Below are 7,109 nucleotides of genomic sequence, written 5' to 3' on the forward strand. Positions count from 1 at the left end.
TAGTACTTTCAGTGGTGATGTTCATCCCTCGACCAGGAGGAGGCCGGTCCCATGCGGGTCGCCATGTTCGGATACCAGACCTGGGGACACCGCACCCTGCGGGCGTTGATCGACGCGGGCCACGATGTCGCCCTCGTCGTCACCCACCCGAAGAGTGACCACGCCTACGAGAAGATCTGGTCCGATTCCGTCGCGGACCTCGCCGAGGCCAACGGGATCCGCGCGCTGCTGCGGCAGCGTCCCGACGACCCGGAACTCCTGGCGGAGCTGAAGGAAGCCGATCTCGACCTGATCGTCGCCAACAACTGGCGCACCTGGCTGCCGCCCGAGATCTTCGAGATGCCGCGGTACGGCACGCTGAACGTCCACGACTCGCTGCTGCCCGCCTACGCCGGCTTCTCGCCGCTGATCTGGGCGCTCATCAACGGAGAGAAGGAAGTGGGCCTCACCGCCCACATGATGGACGCCGACCTCGACGCGGGCGACATCGTGCTCCAGCGCTCCGTGCCGGTCGGGCCGAAGGACACGACGACCGATCTGTTCCACCGGACGGTCGACCTCATCGCGCCCATCACCACCGAGGCCATCGAGCTGATCGCGAGCGGGGACTACACACCGGTCAAGCAGGACCGGTCGAAGGCCAGCTTCTTCCACAAGCGTGCCCTTGAGGACAGCCTGATCGACTGGTCCTGGCCCGCCGAAGAGATCGAACGGCTGGTACGCGCGCAGTCCGACCCGTACCCCAACGCCTTCACCTACCACCGCGGGAAGCAGCTGCGCGTGATCCGCTCGTCGGTGTCCGTGGGCCACTACGGCGGCACCCCCGGCCGGATCTTCATCCGTGAGGGTGACGGCGTCGTGATCGTCGCCGGGCCCGAGTCGCGCCGGGGCCGGTCGCACGGTCTCGTCATCGAGCGGGTCCGGACCGAGGACGGCACCGAACTCGCCGCCAACGACTATTTCCGCTCGATGGGTGGTTATCTCACCTCGCGGCCCTAGGGTGTACCCACGGTTCGACCTGGAGGGAAAGTCATGCCGGAGAAGATGACCGACGAGCAGCGTCGCGCCTTCCTCACCGAAGGCACTCGCACCGCCGTCTTCGTGACGGTCCGCCCGGACGGCAGGCCGCACGCGGTCCCGATCTGGTTCGCCCTCGACGGCGACGACGTCCTGGTCAACCTGGGCACGGACACCGTCAAAGGCAAGGCGCTCAAGGAGAATCCCCGTGTCTCGGTGGTCGTCGACGACCCGGTGCCGCCCTATTCGTTCGTGAGCGTCGAGGGGGTGGCGGAGATCGTTTCGGATCCGGACGCGGTCCGGGCGGGTTCGGAGTCGATCGCCCGGCGGTACCTCGGCGAAGCCGGTCAGGACGCCATCGATGGCTGGCTGGCGTACGCGACGTCTCCGGGCAAGGTGATCGTGCGGGTGCGGCCGTCGCACTTCGTGGCGGTCGCGAAGGTCGGCGGCTGAAGGTCGCTTCGGTCTCGGTACCGGTTTCGCTTGCCAACCCGAGCCCCGAGCCATCGCCACGCTCGTCACATGTGCCTCAGTAGTCACGGCGGCTGCCCGAAGTACATGAAGGCCCCCTTCCTTGCGCCTAGGTACAGGAAGGGGGCCTTCATGTACTGGGCGGACGAGACGGCGCAGCCCGGAGTTCACCTCGAGTCGTCCACTCAAACACGCGTGTCGTCCGTCCAGTCACGCGAAACCGCCATCCGCGCACCGGCCGGATGGACCCAGACCACTCACGAGACCTGATGTACCGCCGAGCGGGAGCCATCTGGCCGCCACCGCCGTTCGGCGCCAGGATGGCCCCGTGGCCGAGATCGTTTTCGACGAGAACACCCGTTCCTGGCTCATCAGCACGGCATCCACGAGTTACGCGCTCAGGCTGACCGAGGACGACACGCCCTCCCACGTCTACTGGGGCCCGGCGCTCACCACCGGCCAGCTCGCCGACGTCCTCCCCCGGACGAAAGAACGCTGGGACGCCTTCAACGATCCCAACGAGGGACTCGACGAACTCGCCGCCGACGGCGGCACCCGGTACTGGACCCCGGCCCTGCAGGTCCGGTTCGCCGACGGGACCCGGGCTCTCGAATGGCGCTACCTCGGCCACGACATCGACGGCGGGCAGTTGCGCGTCCGGTTCCGCGATCGTCACTACCCCCTCCGCATCACGCTCGCCTACCGTGTCCCGGAGGGCACCGACGTCATCGAGCGCTGGACCGAACTCGGGCATGACGGCACGGACGGCCCGGTCGAGATCATCCGGGCCGACTCGGCGACCTGGGTCGTGCCGGACCGGCCCGACTACCGGATCAGCCACGTCACCGGCCGCTGGGCGGCCGAAAGCCAACTGCTCCGCGAGCCTGTCCCCCACGGCGAAACGACGTTCGGGAGCAGGCGCGGCATCACGAGCCATCACGCCAATCCGTGGGTGATGCTCGACGACGGCGAAACGACCGAGCGGCACGGCGAGGTCTACAGCGCCGTGCTCGCGTGGAGCGGTTCGTGGCGGATCACCACCACCCGCTCGTCCACCGGCCGCCTCACCGTGACCGGCGGTTTCGGCCAAGACGGCGTCGTCCCCCGGCTCGCACCCGGCGCAACGCTCACCACGCCGGTTTTCGCCGGGTTGTACACCGACGGCGGATTCGGTGCCGCGAGCCGCGCCTGGCACGCGTACACGATCGGCCACGTTCTCCCGCATCCCGGCGAGCTCCGGCCGGTGGTCTACAACTCCTGGGAGGCAACGGGTTTCGACGTCAGCGACGCGGGGCAACGCGCGCTCGCCAAGAAGGCGGCGGCGCTCGGCGTGGAACTGTTCGTGGTGGACGACGGCTGGTTCGGTGCCCGGAACGGCGATCACGCCGGCCTCGGCGACTGGCGGGTCAACCGGGACAAGTTCCCCGACGGCCTCGAACCGCTCGTCGGCGAAGTGCACCGCCTCGGCATGAAGTTCGGGCTCTGGGTCGAACCCGAAATGGTCAATCCGGACAGCGATCTCCATCGCGCCCACCCCGACTGGGTCCTCCACCATCCACATCGGACTCGTTCGGAGCTCCGGCGCCAGCTGGTGCTCAACTTCGCCCGGCCGGAGGTCGCCGAGTGGGCGTTCGGCACGCTCGATTCCCTCGTCGGCACGCACGGGATCGACTTCCTGAAATGGGACATGAACCGCCCCTTCAGCGAGGCGGGCTGGCCTGCCGACGCCGATCCGGACAGGCTGTGGGTGGAGCACACCCGCTCGGTCTACGCGATCATGGACCGCCTGCGTGCCCGCCATCCCGGACTGCGGATCGAGGCGTGCGGCGGCGGTGGCGGCCGGATCGATCTCGGAATCATGGCCAGGACGGACCAGGTCTGGACCTCCGACAACACCGACGCCCTCGACCGGCTCGTCATCCAGCACGGTTACGGCCAGGTGTACCCGGCGCGCGCGATGTCGGCGTGGGTCACCGACGATCCCAACTTCGTCACCCGGCGATCCACGCCGCTGCGCTTCCGGTTCCACGTCGCGATGGCGGGGGTACTCGGCATCGGCGGCGACATCGTGAAGTGGTCCGAGGACGATCTCGACCACGCGCGCGAACAGATCGCGCTGTACAAGGAGATCCGGCCCATCGTCCAGCACGGCAGGCTCCATCGTCTCGTGCCGCCCGCCACGGACGGCGTCTCCGCGCTGCAGTACGTGGCGGCCGACGGTGGACGCGCGGTGGTGTTCGTGTTCCGGCAAGCGGCACATTTCCACACTCATGAACGACCGGTCCGGCTCGACGGTCTCGACCCCTCCGCCCGCTACCACGACGAGGACACCGGAAAGGTGTGGCACGGCGCCTCGCTCCTGGCACACGGCCTGTTCCCGGGTTTGCCGGAGGGGGATTTCGCCAGCGTCGTGATCCGGTTGACGAGGATCTGAGATCGCCGATAGATCAGATGAATTGCCCCTTTTTGACGTCGCAGCACGCCAGAAGCCGCTTGACATCACTCTAGACATCCGATCGAATGCCGGACATGAGAAGGTCCTTCGCGTTGGGAGCCGCGCTACTCCTCGCCGCGAGCCTCACCGGATGCACCGTCGGCGGCGGGACGAACGCCTCGGGTAACGAGATCACCTTCCTGACGTTCGAGACGCCGAACCTCCCACCGTCCTATTGGGACTCCGCGATCAAACGCGTGACCGAGCGCAACCCCGGTATGAGTGTGAAGAAACTGGTCGCCCCGTCGACCGATCGCACCGGCTACGCCAAGCAGTTGTTGCAGTCCGGCCAGTTTCCGGACGTAGCGATCGCCGTCGACACCGCCGGTTTCGCCGAATCGGGCAACCTCTACGCGTGGACGCCCGAGGAACTCAAGGACTTCCAGTTCCCCGCGGCCAACCCGATCAAGGGCGGGCACCATCAGCTGCCCGCCAACACCCAGACCATCCCGCCGATCTACTACAACAAGAAGCTCTTCGCCGACGCCGGGATCACGTCGACGCCGAAGACGTGGAACGAACTCCTCACCGCGTCGGAGAAACTGAAGGCGAAGGGCATCACCCCGTTCACCATCGGCGGCGGCAAGGAAGGGTTCCCGTCCGCGATGCTGCTGGACGGCCTGGTCAGCGTCGATGTCTACGGCAGGACACCGGATTGGCTTTCCCAGCGGCGGGCCGACCAGGTCAAGTTCACCGATCCGGCCTTCCAGCAGGCCTTCGGCAAGTTCGCCGATCTGGTGACCAAGGGCTACCTCGACAAGACCCAGGTCTCGCGGGACTACTCGGCGACCGAGGCCGCCTTCCTCAACGGCGAGGGCGCGATGTACCCGATGGGCAACTGGTTCGCCGCCAGTGCCGACACCAAGAAGCCGCCGTTCGAGATCGGCGTCTTCAACTTCCCTTCCGAGGACGGGAAACTCGTCGTGCCCGCCTACACCGGCGGCGGCATCGTCGTCAACGCGAAGTCGCGGAACCTCGACGCGGCAAGGAAGTTCGCCCTCGCGTTCCAGCTCGACAAGGAGCAGATCGACGCCTCGGTCAAGGCCGACGGCCTGTTCCCCGCGATCAAGGGGTACACGCCGCCTTCCGACGTCGGCCCGGTCTTCAAAGCGGGCTACGACCTGTACCGGGAAGCCGTCGCGAAGAACGCCGTCGTCAACGCCTTCAGCTGGGAAACCGCGGACGACGGGCTCCTGCCGGGAATGAAGGACAAGGTCTACCAGGCCGCGCAGGACGTCATCACCGGCCGCAAATCGGTGGCCGACGCGTGCGCGTTCCTGGACACCGAATGGGCGAAGGCACGCTGACACCGCGATGGGGAGGAAACCGATCCTGCCGCGGATGTGGCATTTCGCCTCGTTCGGCGCGCCCGGCGTCGTCATCTATCTGTGTTTCGTCATGGCGCCGATCCTCATCAGCTTCGGCTACAGCCTGACGAACCACAATCCGTTCAACCCGCCCGCGGAATTCGTGGGCCTCGAGAACTACCGGTTGCTGTTCCAGGACGAACAGTTCCTGACCGCGCTGCGGGTCACGACGATCCTGACGGTGATCGTCGTGGTCGTGCCGAACGTGCTCGGGCTCGGCGTCGCGCTGCTGCTCGACCGGAAAGGCCGGCTGTACAACGTTTTGCGAAGCGTGTTCTTCACGCCCGTGATCCTCAGCTCGGTCGTCGTCAGCATCATCTGGACGAAACTGCTCGACGACCGGGGCCCGGTCAACGACGCGCTCCGCGCCCTCGGCGTCGAGCACCCGCCAGGCTGGCTGTCGGACCCGGATCTCGCGCTGTACTCGGTGGCGTCGATCGTGTGCTGGCAGATGCTGGGCTTCTGCGTTGTCGTGTATCTCGCGGGCCTGCAGGGTGTCCCGGCCGAACTGCTGGAGGCCGCGGAGATCGACGGCGCCGGGCCGGTCCGCCGGTTCCGCGCGGTGACCTGGCCGCTGCTCGCGCCGTCGCTGACGATCAACACCGTCGTGCTGCTGATCTCGGCGTTCAAGACGTACGACTACGTCAAGGTGGTCACCAACGGCGGGCCGGGTTCGGGGACCACGGCCACCATCGCGTTCGCCGTCCTCGCCACCGGCCTCGACGCGAACCACGTCGGCTACGCGTCCGCGATGGCCGTGGTGATGCTGGTGATCGTGGCGGCCTTGACCACGATCGTGCTGCGGTTCCTGCGGCGACGGGAGGTGGACCTGTGACCGCGAAACTCCGGCCCACCGCGGCGATCCTGGCGAGCGCGCTCTTCGCCGTGCCGCTGTACTACGTGCTCGTCAACGTCTTCAAACCCGGCGATCGGATCGCCCAGGAGCCGGCGTCGGTCCCGCTGCCACCGACGCTGACCAACATCCACGCCGTCCTCACCCGGCCCGATGGCCTGTTCTGGGTGAGTCTGGCGAACAGTCTCCTCGTCACCCTGCTGTCGATCATCGTGCTGACCGTGCTTTCGGCCATGCTCGGCCATTACCTCGCGCGTTCCGGCAAGCGATGGACCAAGGTGCTCGCGCTGATCCTGCTGGCGGGCTTGATGATCCCGCCCCAGGTGATCCTGATCCCGGTCACCGAAGTGCTGCGGCTGACCGGGCTGATGGCGACGATCCAGGGTCTGGTGCTGTTCAACGTCGGCTACTACGTGCCGTTCGGCGTCTTCGTGTTCACCGGGTTCATCCGCGGGGTGCCGGTGGAGCTCGAGGAGGCCGGGCTGCTCGACGGCGCGAGCAGGACGCAGGTGTTCTGGCGGATCGTGTTCCCGCTGCTGCGCCCGGCCACGGCGAGTGTGCTGATCTTCCTCGGGGTGTGGATCTGGAACGACTTCATCGATCCGTTGATCATCCTCGGCCCCAGCCAGGGCACGACGATCACCACCGGGATCTACCGCTCGATCGGGCAGTACCAGGCGGATCTCGGCAGCGTGTTCGCGCTGATGTTCCTGGCGACCCTTCCGGTGCTGATCTTCTACCTGGCGTTGCAGAAGCAGTTCGTGAAGGGGCTCACCGGCGGTGCCACCAAGGGCTGACCCCTGCCGCATCTAGTCCTCTGAATGCTCTGCTGTGCGCGTTCCCTCGGCGCACCGGTGCCCATGTCGCGAAAGCCACTTTCGCGACACCAGACGTCGCGAAAGTGGCT

General features: G+C 67.0%; 6 protein-coding genes. All 6 read left to right on the plus strand.

The genetic code is table 11. The features are described 5' to 3' along the window. Positions 1–51: 51 nt before the first annotated feature. The 6 genes from ACFVM3_RS23605 (at position 52) to ACFVM3_RS23630 (ending at position 6,999) form a co-directional block, all read left to right on the plus strand. On the plus strand, positions 52–999 hold the full coding sequence (locus tag ACFVM3_RS23605; protein WP_378441760.1) for a methionyl-tRNA formyltransferase: 948 nt from the start codon (positions 52–54) through the stop codon (positions 997–999). Between the two features lie 33 nt (positions 1,000–1,032). Then, positions 1,033–1,470 (plus strand): PPOX class F420-dependent oxidoreductase, encoded by a 438-nt coding sequence (locus tag ACFVM3_RS23610; protein WP_378441761.1) that lies wholly within the window; start codon positions 1,033–1,035, stop codon positions 1,468–1,470. A 346-nt stretch (positions 1,471–1,816) separates the two neighbouring features. Continuing rightward, positions 1,817–3,922 (plus strand): alpha-galactosidase, encoded by a 2,106-nt coding sequence (locus ACFVM3_RS23615; RefSeq protein ID WP_378441763.1) that lies wholly within the window; start codon positions 1,817–1,819, stop codon positions 3,920–3,922. Between the two features lie 95 nt (positions 3,923–4,017). Beyond that, positions 4,018–5,289, plus strand: a complete 1,272-nt coding sequence (locus ACFVM3_RS23620) for an extracellular solute-binding protein (RefSeq protein WP_378441765.1) — start codon at positions 4,018–4,020, stop codon at positions 5,287–5,289. Between the two features lie 7 nt (positions 5,290–5,296). Beyond that, positions 5,297–6,184, plus strand: a complete 888-nt coding sequence (locus ACFVM3_RS23625) for a carbohydrate ABC transporter permease (RefSeq protein ID WP_378441766.1) — start codon at positions 5,297–5,299, stop codon at positions 6,182–6,184. Continuing rightward, the gene (locus tag ACFVM3_RS23630; protein WP_378441768.1) at positions 6,181–6,999 is read left to right on the plus strand and encodes a carbohydrate ABC transporter permease; all 819 of its coding nucleotides are present in this window, start codon (positions 6,181–6,183) and stop codon (positions 6,997–6,999) included. Before ACFVM3_RS23625 ends, ACFVM3_RS23630 begins: the two co-directional genes overlap by 4 nt. Positions 7,000–7,109 lie beyond the last annotated feature (110 nt).

The sequence above is a fragment of the Amycolatopsis sp. NPDC057786 genome (assembly GCF_042797905.1).
Classification (GTDB): domain Bacteria; phylum Actinomycetota; class Actinomycetes; order Mycobacteriales; family Pseudonocardiaceae; genus Amycolatopsis.